The organism is Pseudomonas sp. PS01298, from assembly GCF_029959745.1.
Lineage (GTDB): Bacteria > Pseudomonadota > Gammaproteobacteria > Pseudomonadales > Pseudomonadaceae > Aquipseudomonas > Aquipseudomonas aylmerensis.
In genome coordinates, this window is the sequence record NZ_JASCPP010000035.1 from 1 (window position 1) to 17,130 (window position 17,130).

At 62.5% G+C, this 17,130-nt stretch carries 12 protein-coding genes; 10 read left to right on the top strand and 2 right to left on the bottom strand.

The annotated features are described in order from the left end of the window. Positions 1–229: 229 nt before the first annotated feature. Positions 230–664, bottom strand: a complete 435-nt coding sequence (locus tag QMX97_RS14485) for a YkgJ family cysteine cluster protein (RefSeq protein WP_017529542.1) — start codon at positions 662–664, stop codon at positions 230–232. A 237-nt stretch (positions 665–901) separates the two neighbouring features. Here QMX97_RS14485 and QMX97_RS14490 point away from each other — a divergent pair, with 237 nt between their 5' ends. The 6 genes from QMX97_RS14490 (at position 902) to QMX97_RS14515 (ending at position 10,580) form a co-directional block, all read left to right on the top strand. Then, on the top strand, positions 902–3,352 hold the full coding sequence (locus QMX97_RS14490) for a glycogen/starch/alpha-glucan phosphorylase (protein WP_106805396.1): 2,451 nt from the start codon (positions 902–904) through the stop codon (positions 3,350–3,352). Between the two features lie 200 nt (positions 3,353–3,552). Continuing rightward, positions 3,553–7,077: a DUF2339 domain-containing protein gene (locus QMX97_RS14495; protein WP_282397129.1), complete on the top strand. Its 3,525-nt coding sequence runs from the start codon at positions 3,553–3,555 to the stop codon at positions 7,075–7,077. Next, positions 7,074–8,429 carry a DUF3999 domain-containing protein gene (locus QMX97_RS14500; RefSeq protein WP_282397130.1) on the top strand — a complete coding sequence of 452 codons (1,356 nt, stop codon included), beginning with the start codon at positions 7,074–7,076 and terminating at the stop codon, positions 8,427–8,429. The genes QMX97_RS14495 and QMX97_RS14500 overlap by 4 nt, the downstream gene beginning before the upstream one ends. 109 nt (positions 8,430–8,538) lie before the next feature. Continuing rightward, positions 8,539–9,549, top strand: coding sequence for a class 1 fructose-bisphosphatase (locus QMX97_RS14505; protein WP_065899834.1), 1,011 nt, complete (start codon positions 8,539–8,541; stop codon positions 9,547–9,549). A 176-nt stretch (positions 9,550–9,725) separates the two neighbouring features. Then, positions 9,726–9,980, top strand: a complete 255-nt coding sequence (locus QMX97_RS14510) for a hypothetical protein (RefSeq protein WP_017849914.1) — start codon at positions 9,726–9,728, stop codon at positions 9,978–9,980. A gap of 30 nt (positions 9,981–10,010) precedes the next feature. Further along, positions 10,011–10,580 carry a lipocalin family protein gene (locus QMX97_RS14515; RefSeq protein ID WP_106805393.1) on the top strand — a complete coding sequence of 190 codons (570 nt, stop codon included), beginning with the start codon at positions 10,011–10,013 and terminating at the stop codon, positions 10,578–10,580. Between the two features lie 66 nt (positions 10,581–10,646). Here QMX97_RS14515 and QMX97_RS14520 read toward each other — a convergent pair whose 3' ends face one another. Beyond that, positions 10,647–12,011: a formimidoylglutamate deiminase gene (locus QMX97_RS14520; protein ID WP_282397131.1), complete on the bottom strand. Its 1,365-nt coding sequence runs from the start codon at positions 12,009–12,011 to the stop codon at positions 10,647–10,649. Between the two features lie 78 nt (positions 12,012–12,089). Here QMX97_RS14520 and hutC point away from each other — a divergent pair, with 78 nt between their 5' ends. From hutC to QMX97_RS14540, 4 genes are all read left to right on the top strand, one after another. Further along, a complete protein-coding gene (gene hutC / locus QMX97_RS14525; RefSeq protein WP_177343917.1) occupies positions 12,090–12,869 on the top strand; it encodes a histidine utilization repressor in 780 nt (259 codons plus the stop codon). Next, positions 12,866–13,426, top strand: coding sequence for a HutD family protein (locus QMX97_RS14530; RefSeq protein WP_106805392.1), 561 nt, complete (start codon positions 12,866–12,868; stop codon positions 13,424–13,426). The genes hutC and QMX97_RS14530 overlap by 4 nt, the downstream gene beginning before the upstream one ends. Positions 13,427–13,810: 384 nt before the next feature. Continuing rightward, complete coding sequence (gene hutU, locus QMX97_RS14535; RefSeq protein ID WP_065899838.1) at positions 13,811–15,514, top strand: urocanate hydratase; 1,704 nt, start codon at positions 13,811–13,813, stop codon at positions 15,512–15,514. A gap of 144 nt (positions 15,515–15,658) precedes the next feature. Then, positions 15,659–17,119 (top strand): cytosine permease, encoded by a 1,461-nt coding sequence (locus tag QMX97_RS14540; RefSeq protein WP_282397132.1) that lies wholly within the window; start codon positions 15,659–15,661, stop codon positions 17,117–17,119. Positions 17,120–17,130 lie beyond the last annotated feature (11 nt).

Consider the following 17,130-nt stretch of genomic DNA (forward strand, 5'->3'; position numbering starts at 1 on the left):
GGCTTGCCCCGCGTTGGGCTGCGAAGCGGCCCCTCCAGGAATCGGTGCGTTGTTTCAGGCAAACCGAGGTGTTTGGGTTTTGGGCTGCTGCGCAGCCCAACGCGGGGCAAGCCCGCTCGCCACAACAGGCTCGTTCATCACAACAAGCCCGTCCACCACAACAAGCTCATTCATCACAGCGAGCTCGTTCATCAGAGCAGGCCCGCTTGCCAAAGGGGTGGGTTTGGGATCAGAACTTGTCGAGGGTCTTGAACTTGGTTTCGCGCACCACTTCCTTCGGCTTGTACGCGCAATACCCTGGGCGCGGGCCGATCTTGGGGTGGTTGCGGCAAGTGTCCGGGCGCTTGTCATAAATAGTGCAGAAACGCGTCTTACGATCCAGGTACAGGCAATCGTTGTTGCTCATGCGCTGCAGGGTGAATATTTCCGACTTGGAATTGAAGCGCTCGACGATGCCTTCCTTCTGCAAGCGCTTGGCGATGTTCTTCGGCGGGTCGCCGCGCTCGAACTCATCGACGATGCCAATGCGGATCAGGTCCTTGATCTTCACCTCGACCGGCAGCGTGCAGCAGCTGGACACGCAGCCACCGCACATGTGGGCGGAATATTTCTGCCAGGTCTCGAGACGGTCGAGTTCCGCGGCGGCGATCAGTTGAGGCTTCATCAGGGTTCCAAGGTGGGGCGATATCCGGGCGCGCGATCATACCGGGATTGGTGATTTTTTGAACAACATTTTGCAGATTTCATCTCCAATGGTGCGCCAGGGGAAAGCAGGCACGGCCCCTGCATCTAATTTCCGCAAAGGTGAATGAGTTAAAAAACTGCCGAACCAGAGCGTCTACCGTCTGTCAGACCGTCTAGGCTCTAGCAACTCCTTCTATCTCGCCCGAGGTCGCATTTGATGTCTCAGGAACCACTTGCACGAGAAGCAGAGGTAGCCGCATTTCGCGATGCCGTCTTGACCAAACTCACCTACGCGGTGGGCAAGGACCCGGATCACGCCTTCGACCATGACTGGTTCGAAGCCATTGCCCTGGCCGCCCGCGACCAGATGGTCGACCACTGGATGGACCACACGCGGCGGATCTACCGCAAGGGCCAGAAGCGGGTGTATTACCTCTCGCTGGAATTCCTTATCGGCCGCTTGCTCTACGACAGCCTGAGCAACCTTGGCGTGCTGGAAATTGCGCGCGAAGCCCTGTCCGAGCTGGGCGTGGACCTGGAGCGCATCCGCCTGCTGGAGCCCGACGCGGCGCTCGGCAACGGCGGTCTGGGCCGTCTCGCGGCCTGCTTCATGGAGAGCATGTCGACCCTGGGCATTGCCGGCCATGGCTATGGCATCCGCTATGAACACGGCCTGTTCCGCCAGGCGATTGTCGATGGATGGCAGCAGGAGCAAACCGAACGCTGGCTGGATTTCGGCAACCCGTGGGAGTTCGAACGTGCCGAAGTGATTTACCCGATCGGCTTTGGCGGCAGCGTCGAAACCCTGGCGGATGCCTCCGGCAAGATGATCCAGGTGTGGTCGCCCAACGAAACCGTGCGCGCCGTTGCCTACGACACCCCGGTGGTCGGCTGGCGCGGCGCCAGTGTGAATACCCTGCGGTTGTGGCGCGCGCGGGCGGTGGAAGACCTGCACCTGGAGCGCTTCAACGCCGGTGACCACCTGGGCGCGGTGGCCGAAGTGGCCCGCGCCGAAAGCATCTCGCGCGTGCTTTACCCGGCCGACAGCACCGAAGCGGGGCAGGAATTGCGCCTGCGCCAGGAATATTTCTTCGTCTCGGCCTCGCTGCAGGACCTGCTGCGCCGCCACAAGAACATGCACGGCTCGGTGCTGAGCCTGGGCGAGCACGCGGCGATCCAGCTCAACGACACCCACCCGTCCATTGCCGTCGCCGAGTTGATGCGCCAGTTGGTCGACCTGCACGACATTCCATGGGAAGCCGCCTGGGATGTCACCGTCGAAACCTTGTCGTACACCAACCACACGCTGCTGCCCGAAGCGCTGGAAACCTGGCCGGTCGGCCTGATGGAACGCATGCTGCCGCGGCACATGCAGATCATCTACCTGATCAACGCCCAGCACATCGACTCGCTGCGCGCCAAAGGCATCCACGATTTCGACGTGCTGCGCGCGGTGTCGCTGATCGAAGAAGACAACGGCCGCCGCGTGCGCATGGGTAACCTCGCGTTCCTCGGCTCCCACAGTGTCAACGGCGTGTCCGGTTTGCACACCCAGTTGATGCGCAGCACGGTGTTTTCCGAATTGCACAAGCTCTACCCGGAGCGCATCAACAACAAAACCAACGGCATCACCTTCCGCCGCTGGCTGTACCAGGCCAACCCCAAGCTCACCTCGATGTTGGTGGAGGCGCTGGGCCCGGACATTCTCGACAAGCCCGAAGAGCGCTTGGTAGAGCTTGAGCCCTTCGCCGATAAGCAGACCTTTCGCAAGGCGTTTGCCGAGCAACGGCTGCACAGCAAGCGGGCACTGGCCGACATCATTCATGAGCGGTTGGGAATCGCGATCAACCCGGCAGCGATGTTCGACGTGCAGGTCAAGCGCATCCACGAGTACAAGCGCCAACTGCTGAACCTGTTGCACACCGTGGCGCTGTACCAGGCGATCCGTGCCGAACCTGGCACCGACTGGGTGCCGCGCGTGAAGATCTTCGCGGGCAAGGCGGCGGCCAGTTATCACCAGGCCAAGTTGATCATCAAGCTGACCAACGACATTGCGCGCACCGTCAACAATGACCCGACCGTGCGCGGTCTGCTCAAGGTGGTGTTCCTGCCCAACTACAACGTCAGCCTGGCGGAAAGCATCATCCCGGCGGCGGACTTGTCGGAGCAGATTTCCACCGCCGGCTTTGAAGCCTCGGGCACCAGTAACATGAAATTTGGCCTCAACGGCGCGCTGACCATCGGCACCATGGACGGCGCCAACGTGGAAATGCACGAGCGCGTGGGCGCCGAGCACATGTTTATCTTCGGCCTCAGCGCGCAGCAGGTGGAAGCCCGCAAGCACGCGGGTGAGTTCAACGCCGGGCCGGAGATTGCCGCATCGCATCGGCTCAACGATGTACTGCAGGCGATTCGCGGTGGGGTGTTCTCGCCGGATGACCCGGGCCGTTATGTCGGCCTGATCGACGGGCTGGTCGATTACGACCGCTTCCTGGTGTGTGCCGACTTCGATTCCTACTGGGACGCCCAGGCGCGGGTCGAAGCGCATTGGCACGACTCCAAGGCGTGGTGGCGTTCGGCAGTGCTGAATACGGCGCGGATGGGTTGGTTCAGCTCGGACCGGACCATCAGGGAGTACGCGACCGAGATCTGGAAAGCCCTCGACTAAACATCGCTGACCTGAACATGTGTACGGATTTATGTGGGCGCTGGCTTGCCTGCGATAGCATCACCTCGGTGTGACTGATACGCCGACGTGTCTGCATCGCGGGCAAGCCCGGCGCCCACATAAGCGTGCTTCCACATGGGGTCTGCGTCGATATACTAGGCGCCAGTTCGCCCGCCTCGGGCTGCTTAGGGATATCGACCATGCAATGGATTTTCATGCTGATTGGCCTGGTGCTCGGCTGGACGCTCGATGAGTCGTTCACCGATGCCGGTTTCGGTGCGCTGTTGGGGTTGGGCGTGGGTCAGGCGATTCGCCTGGCGAAGCTCTCGGCCCAGGCGGATCAGCAGGCACGTCAGTTGGAAACCACGCAGAAAGCGCTGATCGCGCTGGGTGAGCGCCTGCGGCAATTGGAAGTGCCCACGCCGGCCAGCCCTGTGAGTGTCGCACCGCTTATCCCTGAGCCGACGCCTGTCACCCAGGCTCCTGAGCTTGTGTGGGAGTTGCCGGCAGAAGCAGAAATAGCCCCCGTCGCTGCGGCTGTCGAAGCCAGCCAGCCGCTGCCGGATGACGTGTGGACCCCCGCGCCCACGCCGCGCGCCCAGGAACCTGCAATCCCCCGCGGCCCCAACCTGATCGAACGCGCGATCAGCGGCGCACGCAATTGGCTGTTTGGCGGCAATACCGTGCTGCGTGTCGGCGTGGTGCTGTTGTTTCTCGGCCTGGCGTTCCTGCTGCGCTACGCCACCGAAGGCATGGTCGTGCCGATCGAACTGCGTTACGCCGGCGTCGCCGCCGCCGCATTGGGCCTGCTGGGCCTGGGTTGGTGGCTGCGGCTGCGCAACAGCAACTACGGTCTGATGCTGCAGGGTACCGGGATTGCGGTGCTGTACCTGACGGTGTTTGCCGCGATGCGCCTGCACCCATTGATCGACCCGAGCGCGGCGCTGGGGCTGTTGGTGGCGGTCACGGTGTTCTCGGCGATCCTGGCGATTACCCAGGATGCGCTGGGGCTGGCCTGTGCGGCGGCGCTGGGCGGCTTTGCGGCGCCGATCCTCACCTCAACCGGTGCCGGCAACCATGTGGCGCTGTTCAGTTATTTCGCCCTGCTCAACGCCGGCATCCTCGCCATCGCGTGGTTCAAGGCCTGGCGCCTGCTCAACCTGATCGGTTTTGTCGGCACCTTTGGCATCGGCTTCGCCTGGGGCATGCGCTCCTACACGCCCGAATTGCTGTGGAGCACCGAGCCGTTCCTGATCCTGTTTTTCCTGATGTACCTGGCCATCGGCCTGTTGTTCGCCCGGCGCACATTGCTGGAAATGCGTGACGCGCCCGACGATGACAGCCGGGCCGCAGTGCTGCGTTGGTCGCTGGCCAAGGGGCACTATGTCGACGGCAGTATGCTGTTTGGCCCGCCGCTGGTGGGGTTCGGCCTGCAGTTCGCACTGGTGCAGCACCTGGAGTTTGCCGCTGCGTTCAGCGCGTTGGGCCTGGGGATCATCTACATGGGTCTGGCTCGCCTGTTGGGTGGTGGGCGCGCGTTGCTGCTGGCGGAAACCTGCCTGGCGCTGGGGGTGATCTTTGCCAGCCTGGCCATTCCGTTGGGTCTCGATGCGCGCTGGACTGCCGCCGCCTGGGCGGTCGAAGGCGCCGGGATCTTCTGGCTTGGCTTGCGTCAGGAGCGGCCATTGGCGCGTGCCTTCGGCTTGTTGCTGCAAGTGGGTTCGGCGTTGGCATTCCTCAGTGAGCTGCGCATCGGCGAGCACACCTTGCTCGACGGCGCCCCGCTGGGGGCGCTGCTGCTCGGCGCGGCGTTGCTGTTCAGCTTCGACCAGCTGCGCAAGGCCTCGGCGCAGCAGGCTGCAGCGTGGGAGCGCAAAGGCCTGCCCGTGCTGGCGAGCCTGGGCCTGGGCTTTTTGTACCTGCTTGCACCGTTCTTTTGGCTGACCCAAGGCACCGCGATCAGTTGGGCAATCGCCGGTCTGGTGACGCTGTTCGTCGGCCTGCGCATCGGCTCGCGCACCTTTCTGTTCACGGCATTCGCGGTGCAGTTGCTCGGCGGTGCTGTGTTCCTGCTGCGCTTGCAAGGCGGTGACGGCGCGGCGGTCTTCAATGCGGGCTGGAGCGGTTTGCTGACCGCCTCGCTGATCGGCCTGGCCTTGATCGGCGGCATGCTCCTGGCGGCCCGCGATGACAGCGTGCGCGGTGACGTGCGCTTGCTGCGCGGGCTGTCGGTGGTGCTGCTGGCCGGCTTGGTGCTGATCAACCTCGCGGTGCTGTTCGTGTTGCCGTGGGAAAGCGCCAGCGCGGTGTGGGCGGCCAGTGGCGTGTTGATCATCTGGCTGAGCCTGCACTTGCAGCAGCGCGTCAGTTTCGTCTTTGGCTTGCTGTTGCAGGTGATCGGAGGCAGCGCGTTCCTGCTGGCGGTGCCGCAACTGCTGGGGCCGTTGACCAGCGAGGGCTTGCGGCCGCTGGCCCACAGCGGGTTCTGGACACCGATGGTGCTGGGCCTGGCTGCACTGGTCGGCGCCTGGCGTTTGCAGCGTGAGCCGCATGCGCCGGTGTTCGCTGTGCTGAAGCTGCAGCGTCTGTCCGACCTGCTGCTGGTGTGGGGCGCGGCCTGGTGGACGCTGGCGTTGGTCGGTGAAGTGCTGCGGTTTCTTCCTGACGAGCTGCAGGGCTCGGCCTTGCTCGGCATCGCGGCGCTGAGCGTGGCGATCTGGGCGCTGCTGGCGGCGCGGCTGCACTGGGCGTCGCTCGGTGTGCTATGCGCCTTGCTGATGCCGGCGGCGGGCGTGGTGCTGCTGGTCTCGGCGCACAACTACTATCACCCGGCGGCGCACTACGGCTGGCTGGCTTGGCTGGCGGTGTTCGCGGTGCACTTCATTGCGTTGCGGCGTCTGGCGGCGAGTGTGCCGGCCAGGGTGCTGAGCGTGGCCCATGTGCTGGGCTGCTGGATGCTGATCGGCGTGCTGGCGCTGGAGCTGCGTTACGGCCTGTTGCGGCTCTCGAGTGAATACAACGCCTGGCGCTGGCTGGGCTGGGCGATACTGCCCAGCCTGTATCTGGTGCTGGCCGCCGCGCCGCGCACCTGGCCATGGCCAGTGGCGGCGTACCCGCGTGAGTACCGCGTGCTGGCCGCCTTGCCGCTGGCAGTGCTGATGCTCGGCTGGTTCTGGCTGGCTAACAGCTTCAGTGACGGCACGGCGAACCCTTTGCCCTATGTGCCGCTGCTCAACCCGTTGGACCTGGGCCTGCTGTTTGCGCTGCTGGGTGTGTACCTGTGGTCGCGCAGCGTGGCGCCGCAACGTGGGCCGCGTGCCGAGTTGATCGCCCAGGGTGTCGCGGGCGTTTCGCTGTTTGCCTTCTTCACCGCGTTGGTGATGCGCACGGCCCACCATTGGGGCGGCGTGCCGTTCCATCTGGATGCGTTGCTGGCGTCGATGCTGGTACAGGCCGGCCTGTCGATCGTCTGGACCCTCATCGCCCTCGGGTTGATGATCGGTGGCCACCTGCGCCATCGTCGTGAAGTGTGGTTGATCGGGGCGGTGTTGATTGCGGTAGTGGTCGCCAAACTGTTCTTTGTCGAACTGAGCAACCGCGGCGGCCTGGCGCGGATCGTGTCGTTCATCGGCGTGGGCGGGCTGTTGCTGGTGGTGGGCTACTTTGCGCCGCTGCCACCCAAGCGTGCCGAACCTGTATTGGAAACTGAAGGAGCAGCCTCTTGATCGGTAAGTTGAGCGTCATTGCGGTGGGCTTGTGTACGACCTGGGCCGTGTGGGCGCAGGAAACCCCGGCCGATTTCACCACCCAGGTACCGCTGGCGGTGAGTGGCAACGGCCCTTGGTATCGCCTGGAGTTGCCGCTCGCCGTGCAGTTGGCCGCGCGCCAGGCTGACCTGAGCGATGTGCGCGTGTTCAACGCTGCCGGCGAGCCGCAAGCCTATGCGCTGTCGCGCCAGACCTCCGAGCGCACCGAAAGCCGCAACATCACTGACGTGAAGTGGTTCCCGCTGTACGCCTCCGATGCCCGTGACGCTTCGCCTGGCGTGACGATGAAAGCCACCACGGCGGGCACGCTGGTGGAAATCAAACCCTCGAGCGGCGCCAAGCTCGGCAAGCAGGTATTGCGCGGCTGGGTGCTGGATGCCAGCGCGATCAAGGCGCCATTGCAGCAGTTGAGCCTCGACTGGAGCCGCGAGCACGAGGGCTTCCAGCGTTTCAGCATCGAAGCCAGCGATGACTTGCAGCACTGGGAATCCTGGGGCGATGGGCAGGTGGCGCGCTTGTCGTTTGCCGATGAGCGAGTCGAGCAGCATGACGTCAGCTTGCCAGGGCAGTCGGCACGCTACCTGCGCCTGATGTGGCAAGGCCAGGCGGCGCCGCGCCTGACCTCGGCCAAGCTGGTGAGTGCATCGAGCAGCAGTCTGCCGCTGCCGTTGGTGTGGTCGCAGCCGTTGGCGGGGTCGCGGCTCAAGGCGGGGGAGTACAGCTGGCAGTTGCCGGTGGGGCTGAATGTCGAGCGCTTGCGGGTTGAATTGAAGCAGCCCAACACCTTGGCGCCGGTGACCTTGGCAGGGCGGCGGGACAGCCAGCAGGCCTGGCAACCGTTGAGCAATGGCTTGCTGTACCGCCTGACCCAGAACGGCCAGGACGTGGTGCAGGATGAGTTGCGTTTGCCTGGCCAGGTGGTCAACCAGCTGAAATTGCAGGTGGACGAGCGCGGCGGTGGCCTGGGCGTTGAAGCACCGTCCCTGCGTTTTGCCGTGCGCGCCACGCAGTTGGTGTTCCTGGCGCGGGGTGAGCCGCCGTTCACGCTGGCCTTGGGCAATGCCTCGGTGAAGGCGGCGAACCTGCCGCTGTCGACGCTGATTCCCGATTACAACGCCGCGCGCGTCAAGGCGCTGGGCCAGGCCACGTTGTCAACGGAGGTGGTGGTCAAAGCGCTGGCCGTGGTGGCACCGACCGAGGCCGGCACCGACTGGAAGAAGCTCGGCCTGTGGGCCGTACTCCTGCTGGGTGTGGCGGCGCTGGGAGGCATGGCCTACAGTTTGCTGCGCAAGCCGCCGGTGGCACGTTAAATAAAGTCCATGAACTCTATTGGGTTTAAATCCTCTGATAGGAGGAAATACGCCCCGACTCGCGTTAAACTGCGCGGGTTTTTAGCCCCCCCATTCTCCGGAGCCTTCCATGTCCCGCGTTACCTTGAGTCGCTATTTGATTGAGCAGACCCGCAGCAACAACACGCCTGCCGATCTGCGCTTCCTTATCGAAGTGGTGGCGCGTGCTTGCAAGGAAATCAGCCACGCCGTCTCCAAAGGCGCACTGGGTGGTGTTCTGGGCAGCATGGGCACTGAAAACGTGCAGGGCGAAGTACAGAAGAAGCTCGACGTACTCTCCAACGAGATCCTGCTCGAAGCCAACGAATGGGGCGGTCACCTGGCCGGCATGGCGTCCGAAGAAATGGACAATGCCTACCAGATTCCGGGCAAATACCCGAAAGGCGCCTACCTGTTGGTATTCGACCCGCTGGACGGTTCGTCGAACATCGACATCAACGCGCCGGTCGGCACCATCTTCTCGGTACTGCGTTGCCCAAACGAATACCTGAGCCAGAACGAAGCCTTGAACGAAAAGGCCTTCCTGCAGCCAGGCACCGAGCAGGTCGCTGCCGGCTACGCGATCTACGGCCCGCAGACCATGCTGGTGCTGACCCTGGGCGACGGCGTCAAGGGCTTCACCCTGGACCGTGAAATGGGCAGCTTCGTACTGACCCACGAAGACATCTCGATCCCTGCCTCGACCCAGGAATTCGCGATCAACATGTCCAACCAGCGTCACTGGGAAGCCCCGGTACAGCGCTACGTCAACGAGCTGATGGAAGGCGAGGAAGGCCCGTTGAAGAAGAACTTCAACATGCGCTGGGTGGCTGCGATGGTCGCTGACGTGCACCGCATCCTGACCCGTGGTGGCCTGTTCATGTACCCACGCGACAGCCGCGAGCCGTCCAAGCCAGGCAAGCTGCGCCTGATGTACGAAGCCAACCCGATGTCGTTCCTGGTAGAGCAGGCGGGCGGTGCGTCCACCGACGGCCACCAGCGCATCCTCGACATCCAGCCTGAAGGCCTGCACCAGCGTGTGGCGGTGTTCCTGGGTTCCAAGGAAGAAGTTGAGCGTGTGACGGCCTATCACAAGGCATAACCCACGGCGATAAATTATCGGCCGTGTTGTGAGCCGGTTCACCGTTAAAGAAGCCCCGAAACGTTTCAGCGTTTTCGGGGCTTTTTTGTTTTCGTTCGTCGGGAACCAGACACCTCTTTTCCCTTCTAAGCTTCTGGCAGATACCCAAGCTGCTTCGTCCCTCCAGGAGTTTTTCCATGTCGTTACGCCGTCTCGCTTTGCTGGCTTTTTGCGTGCTGTTGGCCGCTTGCAGCAAGGTCAACCAGGAAAATTACGCAAAGTTGTCGGCTGGCATGGCCAAGGCCGAGGTGGAGTCGCTGCTGGGTAAGCCGACCGATTGTTCTGGCGCACTGGGCATGTCCAGCTGCACGTGGGGCGATAAAAACAGCTTTATCAGCGTTCAATATGCCGGTGACAAAGTTCTGATGTTTTCCGGGCAAGGCCTGAAGTAAACCGGGGCGAGAGCCTGCGGGAGAAGAAGAATGATGCGTTTTGTTTTGTGCCTTTGTGCCAGCCTGTTTTTGGCGGGCTGCGCCAGTCATTCTGGCGATGATCTGCAACCCAAGACCGCGAGCAACGTCAATCTCAAGCGTTACCAGGGCACCTGGTATGAGTTGGCCCGATTGCCGATGTACTTCCAGCGCAACTGCGCGCAGTCCGAAGCCCGCTACACACTGCTGCCCGATGGCGATATGTCGGTGTTCAACCGCTGCCTGACCAGCGAGTGGAAGTGGGAAGAAGCCAAAGGCACGGCCACGCCGCAAGTGCCGGGCAAGACCGACAAGCTCTGGGTTGAATTCAATAACTGGTTTACCGCGCTGCTGCCCGGCGTCGCCAAGGGCGACTACTGGGTGCTGTACGTCAGCGATGACTACAAGACCGCCATCGTAGGCAGCCCGAGCCGGCGCTACATGTGGATCCTGTCGCGCACGCCGACGGTGAATGCTGACACCCGCGAAGACTTGCTCAGCAGGGCGCGGCAACAGGGGTATGACACCACACGGTTGATCTGGCGTACGTCGGACAAGCAGATGGCCAAGACCTCGCAGTAACTGAGGGCACCCTCAATCCAATAGGGGAGCTGGCTTGCCAGCTCCCCTATTTTTTTGTGTCGCCCGTCAGCCGAGCAAATCCCTCAAGACTTGCGTGAATGCCCGGCTGCTTTCTTCCTCGCCAGCATGGCGCCCATCCCGTACTACCCACTTACCGTTGACCAGCACATCGCGTACTTGCCGATCACCACCGGCGAACAGCCAGCGATTCAGGATCCCGTCTTCACTCGCCGTGGCCAGGTACGGATCATTGCCGTCCAGCACGATCCAATCCGCACGCTTACCCACTTCCAGTCGACCAATCGGCTGCCCCAGCGCCTGTGCGCCACCGTCCAGCGCGGCATCGAACAGTGTGCGGCCGACCATCGGCTGATCGCTGCGATACAAGCGATTGCGCCGCTGGTCGCGCAGGCGCTGGCCGTATTCCAGCCAGCGCAATTCTTCGACCACGCTCAATGAGACGTGGCTGTCGGAGCCGATCCCAATGCGACCGCCCTGTGCCAGAAAGTCCACGGCCGGGAAGATCCCGTCGCCCAGGTTGGCTTCGGTGGTCAGGCACAAACCGGCAATCGCGCGGCTCTTGGCCATGCGGGCCACTTCGTCAGCGTCCGCGTGAGTGGCGTGCACCAGGCACCAGCGCTCATCCACCTCGACATTGTCATACAGCCATTGCAGCGGGCGTTTGCCGCTCCAGGCCAGGCAATCGTCGACTTCCTTTTGCTGCTCGGCAATGTGGATATGCACCGGGCAGGCTTTGTCGCTGGCGGCCAGCACGTCATTGATTTGTTGCGGGGTCACCGCGCGCAGGGAGTGAAAGCACAACCCCAGCTGCTGCGCCGGTTGCGCGGCGAGGATCGGTTTCAGGTGCGCTTGCAGGTCCAGGTAGTTTTCCGTGCTGTTGATAAACCGACGCTGGCCTTCATTGGGGGCCTGGCCGCCAAATCCCGAGTGGGTGTAGAGCACCGGCACCAATGTCAGCCCGATGCCGCTGCTGGCGGCCGCCTGGCTGATCTGCCGCGACAGCTCCGTGCGGTCAGCATAGGGCTGGCCACTGACGTCATGGTGCACGTAGTGGAACTCAGCCACCGAGGTGTAGCCGGCCTTGAGCATCTCGATGTACAGCTGCCGGGCGATGACCTGCAATTGGTCCGGGTTGATCTTGCCCACCATGCGGTACATCAGGTCGCGCCAGGTCCAGAAGCTGTCATTCGGGTTGCCGGCGACTTCCGCCAGCCCCGCCATGGCGCGCTGGAACGCGTGGGAGTGCAGGTTCGGCATGCCCGCCAACACCGGGCCCCTGAGCCGTTCGGCGCCGTCTGCACTGGCGTTGGGCTCAACGTGGGTCAGCAGGCCATCGGCGCTGACTTCAAAGCGTACATCGTTGGCCCATCCATTAGGCAGCAGTGCGCGTTCGGCAAAGAAAGCGGACATGATCATGTCACCCCGGTCGTGTGTTTATTTGTATATACATATACAGACGTTTGCCTGCTCGGTAAACTCCGGCAATCTATGCATCTTTTCCTCTTGCAAGGATTCCCTGTGCCGACTCCGCCCGCCAAGTCTTCACTGGCTGCCCACATGGACGAAAGTCCGGCGCCCTTGTACGCCCGCGTCAAACAGATGATCAGCCAGCAGATCCTCAACGGCAACTGGCCGCCCCATTACCGCGTGCCGTCGGAGAGCGAGCTGGTCAGTCAACTGGGCTTCAGCCGCATGACCATCAACCGCGCCCTGCGCGAGCTGACCGCCGAAGGTTTGTTGGTGCGCATGCAAGGTGTCGGCACGTTCGTCGCCGAACCCAAGAGCCAGTCGGCGCTGTTCGAGGTGCACAACATCGCCGATGAGATCGCCTCCCGTGGGCATCGGCATACTTGCCAGGTCATTCACCTTGGTGAAGAAGCGGCCGGCTCCGAACGCGCCGTAGCGCTGGAAATGCGCGAGGGCGGACGGGTGTTCCATTCGCTGATCGTGCACTTTGAAAACGACATTCCGGTGCAAATCGAAGACCGTTTCGTCAACGCCCTGGTCGCGCCGGAGTACCTGCAGCAGGACTTCACCCAGCAAACCCCCTACGCCTATCTGAACCAGGTCGCACCGTTGACCGAAGGCGAGCACGTGGTCGAGGCGATTCTCGCCGACGCCGCCGAGTGCAAGTTGCTGCAGATCGAGCCGAGCGAGCCCTGCCTGTTGATTCGCCGACGCACCTGGTCGGGTCGCCAGCCGGTGACCGCCGCGCGTTTGATCCACCCCGGTTCCCGTCATAGCCTGGAAGGACGTTTCAGTAAATGAGTGCAGTGAAAGTCTGGCGCGCCGCCGATTACGTGCGCATGCCGTGGAAAAACGGCGGTGGCAGCACCGAAGAAATCACCCGTGACGCCGGTACCGGCCTGGATGGCTTTGGCTGGCGCCTGTCGATTGCCGATATCGCCGAGTCGGGTGGGTTTTCCACCTTCGCCGGCTATCAGCGCGTGATCACCGTGATCAAGGGCGCCGGCATGGTGCTTACCGTGGATGGCGAGGAACAGCTGGGCCTGTTGCCGCTGCAACCCTTTGCGTTCAAGGGCGACAGCCACGTGTCGTGCCGCTTGATCACGGGGCCGATCCGCGATTTCAACCTGATCTACTCGCCCCAGCGCTACCACGCACGTTTGCAGTGGATTGACGGCGTGCAGCGCTTTTTCAGCACGGCGCACACGGTGCTGGTGTTCAGCGTGGCGGATGAAGTGAAGGTGCTGGACCACGTGCTCGGCCATCACGACTGCCTGCAAGTGGACGGTAACACTGGCCTGCTGGATATCTCGGTCAGCGGCCGCAGTTGCATCATCGAACTGACTCAACACGATTAAAAAGCTGTGGGAGCAGGCTTGCCTGCGATAGCGGTGTATCAGCATGGGGTGTGCTGATCGACACACTGCTATCGCGGGCAAGCCTGCTCCCAGAGTTGTTTTGTGGTGAGCAGAAAACTGTTTCCAGCCTGCGCACCAATTTGTTACCGAATGCCCCAGCGTGGCGCAAAACCACGCGTTGGTGACGAACCCCTCCCGTAGCAAAACTCCTTTGTAAGAAATTTCATCAAGCCTCGAAGCCTTATTTTCCAAGGCTCGCACACGCTTTCGAAAAAACTCCAAACGACTCGCGCAAAAAGTTGGCCGCTTGATTGCATATGCTTGTATGTACAAGTAAAGATGTGTGCGTAAGACTCTCCTTCGCACCATCCCTGTTCGCGCATCATGCCGAGGAGTCCAGCCGTGACCGATTTTTCTAAAGCCAGGCCTACAAAATACCGTGACGTCGAAATCCGCGCGGCCCGCGGTAACAAGCTCACCGCCAAAAGCTGGCTGACTGAAGCGCCGCTGCGCATGTTGATGAACAACCTCGATCCGCAAGTGGCCGAGAACCCGAAGGAGCTGGTGGTGTACGGCGGTATTGGCCGTGCGGCGCGCAATTGGGAGTGCTACGACCAGATCGTCGAGAGCCTCACTCACCTGAACGACGACGAAACCCTGCTGGTGCAATCCGGCAAGCCGGTCGGCGTGTTCAAGACCCACAGCAACGCTCCACGCGTGCTGATCGCCAACTCCAACCTGGTGCCGCACTGGGCCAGCTGGGAACACTTCAACGAACTGGATGCCAAGGGCCTGGCCATGTACGGCCAGATGACCGCCGGCAGCTGGATCTACATCGGTAGCCAAGGCATCGTGCAGGGCACCTACGAAACCTTCGTCGAAGCCGGCCGCCAGCACTACGATTCCAACCTCAAGGGCCGCTGGGTCCTCACCGCCGGCCTCGGTGGCATGGGCGGCGCCCAGCCGTTGGCCGCGACCCTGGCGGGTGCATGCTCGCTGAACATCGAGTGCCAGCAGGTCAGCATCGACTTCCGCCTGAACAGCCGTTATGTCGACGAACAAGCTACCGACCTCGACGACGCCCTGGCGCGTATCGCCAAGTACACCAAGGAAGGCAAGGCCATCTCCATTGCCCTGCTGGGTAACGCGGCGGAAATCCTGCCGGAACTGGTCAAGCGCGGCGTACGCCCGGACATGGTCACCGACCAGACCAGCGCCCACGACCCGCTCAATGGCTACCTGCCGGCCGGCTGGAGCTGGGACGAATACCGCGCCCGCGCCAAGACTGAGCCAGCCGCCGTGATCAAGGCCGCCAAACAGTCGATGGCCGTGCACGTCAAGGCGATGCTGGAATTCCAGAAGCAAGGCATCCCGACCTTCGACTACGGCAACAACATCCGCCAGATGGCTCAGGAAGAAGGCGTCGAGAACGCGTTCGACTTCCCAGGCTTCGTACCGGCGTACATCCGCCCGCTCTTCTGCCGTGGCATCGGCCCGTTCCGTTGGGCAGCACTGTCCGGCGACCCGCAAGACATCTACAAGACCGACGCCAAAGTCAAAGAGCTGATTCCGGACGACGCGCACCTGCACAACTGGCTGGACATGGCGCGCGAGCGCATCAGCTTCCAGGGTCTGCCGGCGCGTATCTGCTGGGTTGGCCTGGGCCAGCGCGCCAAGCTCGGCCTGGCGTTCAACGAAATGGTACGCAGCGGTGAGCTGTCGGCACCTATCGTGATCGGCCGCGACCACCTCGACTCCGGCTCGGTCGCAAGCCCCAACCGCGAAACCGAAGCCATGCAGGACGGTTCCGACGCCGTGTCCGACTGGCCGCTGCTCAACGCCCTGCTCAACACCGCGAGCGGCGCGACCTGGGTCTCGTTGCACCACGGCGGCGGCGTGGGCATGGGCTTCTCGCAGCACTCCGGCATGGTGATCGTCTGCGACGGTACCGACGAAGCGGCCGAGCGCATCGCGCGCGTGCTGCACAACGACCCGGCCACCGGTGTGATGCGTCACGCGGATGCCGGCTACCAGATCGCGATCGACTGCGCCAAGGAGCAGGGGCTCAACCTCCCGATGATCAAGTAACCCCTGTGGGAGCTGGCTTGCCTGCGATGCGGGCGACTCGGTCTATCAGTAGAACCGAGGGGATGCCATCGCAGGCAAGCCAGCTCCCACAGAAAAGCGGTTTTACCCAGGCTTTATGAACAATCCATCAGAGGTTGAACACACATGGCTGCAAATGACGTACGTGCAAGCACCACCCCGTTGATCGAAAGGCGTTCGATCGACTACATCCCGGAAGCGGAAAGACACGGTCGTCTATTGAGTCAGTTCACCCTGTGGCTGGGTGCCAACCTGCAGATCACTGCCATCGTCACCGGGGCCCTGGCCGTGGTGCTCGGCGGTGATGTGTTCTGGTCGTTGATCGGTCTGTTGATCGGGCAACTGCTGGGCGGCGGCGTCATGGCGTTGCATGCTGCGCAAGGCCCGCAACTGGGCTTGCCGCAAATGATCTCCAGCCGCGTGCAGTTCGGCGTGTATGGCGCCGTGATCCCGTTGGTGCTGGTGTGCCTGATGTATGTCGGCTTTTCGGCCAGCGGTTCATTGCTGGCGGGGCAGGCGGTAGCGCAGTTGCTGCACGTCGAAGACTGGGTCGGCATTGTGCTGTTTGCCGGGTTGATCATGGTGTTCACCGTCTTCGGCTACCGCGTCATCCACGGCATCGGTCGCGTGGCCAGTGTGTTGGGGGTGGTGGCCTTCATCTACCTGTTCTACAAGCTGCTGGCGGGCAACGACGTGGGTGCCCTGCTGGGCAACAAACATTTTTCCCTCAGCAGTTTCCTCTTGGCGATTTCGCTGTCGGCCTCCTGGCAGATCGCTTTTGGCCCGTATGTGGCGGACTACTCGCGCTACTTGCCGCGTAGCACGTCAGCGTCGAAAACCTTCTGGGCCGTGGGCCTGGGTTCGGTGATCGGGGCGCAGGCGTCGATGGTGTTCGGTGTGTTCGCGGCGGCCCTGGCCGGCTCGCAATTCGCCCATCATGAGGTGTCATTTATCGTCGGCCTGGGCGGCACCGGGATTGTCGCGGCGGTGCTGTATTTCAGCATCGCCTTCGGCAAGGTCACGGTGACCACCCTCAATGCCTACGGCAGCTTCATGTCCATCGCGACGATCATCAGCGGCTTTCGTGGCAGCCGGCACATCTCGAGTGCGGTGCGCCTGCTGTACATCTTCCTGATGGTATCGATTGCCGCCGCGCTGGCGTTGCTGGGCAAAGACTCGTTCCTCAAGGACTTCTCCGCGTTCATCCTGTTCCTGCTCGCATTCTTCACGCCGTGGAGCGCGATCAACCTGGTGGATTTCTACTGCATCACCAAGGAACGCTACGACATTCCGGCGCTGTCCAACCCCAATGGTCGTTATGGCCGCTGGAACCTGATGGGCATCGGCATCTACGTGTTCGGCGTGCTGATCCAGATGCCGTTCATCTCCACGCATTTCTATACCGGCCCACTGGTCGCCAGCCTTGGCGACACCGATATCTCCTGGATCATCGGCCTGGTGGTGCCTGCTGCGCTGTATTACTGGGCTGCGAAAAAGTGGCACAGCGCGATTCCTGAACACCTGATCCTGCCGATAGAGCAGGGCGCTGCACCGACGACGACAAACGGGCTGGCCGCACAAGCCTGATGGGACGTGGA

What these genes read in the sequence shown, in the direction of transcription:
- QMX97_RS14485 (WP_017529542.1), bottom strand. Translation starts at nt 664, where the DNA reads ATGAAGCCTCAACTGATCGCCGCCGCGGAACTCGACCGTCTCGAGACC.
- QMX97_RS14510 (WP_017849914.1), top strand. Translation starts at nt 9,726, where the DNA reads ATGTCGTTACGCCGTCTCGCTTTGCTGGCTTTTTGCGTGCTGTTGGCC.
- QMX97_RS14515 (WP_106805393.1), top strand. Translation starts at nt 10,011, where the DNA reads ATGATGCGTTTTGTTTTGTGCCTTTGTGCCAGCCTGTTTTTGGCGGGC.
- QMX97_RS14505 (WP_065899834.1), top strand. Translation starts at nt 8,539, where the DNA reads ATGTCCCGCGTTACCTTGAGTCGCTATTTGATTGAGCAGACCCGCAGC.
- QMX97_RS14520 (WP_282397131.1), bottom strand. Translation starts at nt 12,011, where the DNA reads ATGTCCGCTTTCTTTGCCGAACGCGCACTGCTGCCTAATGGATGGGCC.
- QMX97_RS14490 (WP_106805396.1), top strand. Translation starts at nt 902, where the DNA reads ATGTCTCAGGAACCACTTGCACGAGAAGCAGAGGTAGCCGCATTTCGC.
- QMX97_RS14530 (WP_106805392.1), top strand. Translation starts at nt 12,866, where the DNA reads ATGAGTGCAGTGAAAGTCTGGCGCGCCGCCGATTACGTGCGCATGCCG.
- hutU (WP_065899838.1), top strand. Translation starts at nt 13,811, where the DNA reads ATGCCGAGGAGTCCAGCCGTGACCGATTTTTCTAAAGCCAGGCCTACA.
- QMX97_RS14495 (WP_282397129.1), top strand. Translation starts at nt 3,553, where the DNA reads ATGCAATGGATTTTCATGCTGATTGGCCTGGTGCTCGGCTGGACGCTC.
- hutC (WP_177343917.1), top strand. Translation starts at nt 12,090, where the DNA reads ATGCATCTTTTCCTCTTGCAAGGATTCCCTGTGCCGACTCCGCCCGCC.
- QMX97_RS14540 (WP_282397132.1), top strand. Translation starts at nt 15,659, where the DNA reads ATGGCTGCAAATGACGTACGTGCAAGCACCACCCCGTTGATCGAAAGG.